The sequence below is a fragment of the Variovorax sp. E3 genome (assembly GCF_016082275.1).
Lineage (GTDB): Bacteria > Pseudomonadota > Gammaproteobacteria > Burkholderiales > Burkholderiaceae_C > Variovorax.
The window spans coordinates 1-925 of sequence record NZ_MOWM01000355.1; the positions used below are offsets into that span (position 1 = coordinate 1).

At 68.1% G+C, this 925-nt stretch carries 1 protein-coding gene; it reads right to left on the minus strand.

The annotated features are described in order from the left end of the window. Positions 1–925, minus strand: a 925-nt coding sequence (locus BMG07_RS40830; protein ID WP_198089227.1) for an FAD-binding oxidoreductase, incomplete at both ends; no start/stop codon positions are given.

Here is a 925-nt window from a genome sequence, read left to right on the forward strand (position 1 = left end):
CGGAATCGAGATGTCGTGCTTGATGTTGAGACCTTCCTCGGCCTGCGCCAAGGGAATGCTCTCGCGGATGTGCCACAGCTGGTGCGCCTGCGTCAGGTTCTCGGCCACCACGGCGTCGCTCACGCAGCCATCTTCAAAAGCCGTTTCCAGCAGCGCCTCGAAGCGCGCACGGGCATGGTCTTCGGACTCGCTGTCGGAGTTCTCCAGCAGCACACAGTACGGCACGGCCTCGTCCTGGATGAAGGGCACGCGCAGTTGCGGCATGTGCTTGTCGACCAGGCTCAGCGCGAACTTGCCCATCACCTCGAAGCCCGTCAGGCCCGAGCCCAGGTGCTTGTGCGCCAGGCCCAGCAGCGTGACCGCGTGGTCGAGCGAGGGCACCGCCGCCCAGGCCGTCAGTTGCGCGGCCGGCAGCGGGTACAGCTTCATGGTCGCGGCGGTGATGATGCCCAGCGTGCCTTCGCTGCCCACGATGAGGTCGCGCAGGTCGTAGCCGGTGTTGTCCTTGCGCAGGCCGCTGGTGCCTTCCCAGATCTCGCCCTGCGGCGTGACCACTTCCAGGCCCAGGCACAGGTCGCGCGTGTTGCCGTAGCGAACCACCTGCGTGCCGCCGGCGTTGGTCGCCAGGTTGCCGCCGATGGTGCAGCTGCCTTCGGCCGCAAGGCTCAGGGGAAACAGGAAGCCGGCCTTCTCTGCCGTCTCTTGCAGCGTCTGCAGGATGCAGCCGGCCTCGACGGTCATGGTGAGGTTGGCGCCGTCGATGGTGCGGATGGCGTTCAGGCGCTGCAGGCTCAGCACGACCTGCGTGCCGCTGTCGTCGGGGATGGAGCCGACCGCCAGGCCGGTGTTGCCGCCCTGCGGAACGATGGCCGCGCCCGCTGCCGCGCAGGCCTTGACCACGTCGGCCACCTGCTGCGTGTTGGCC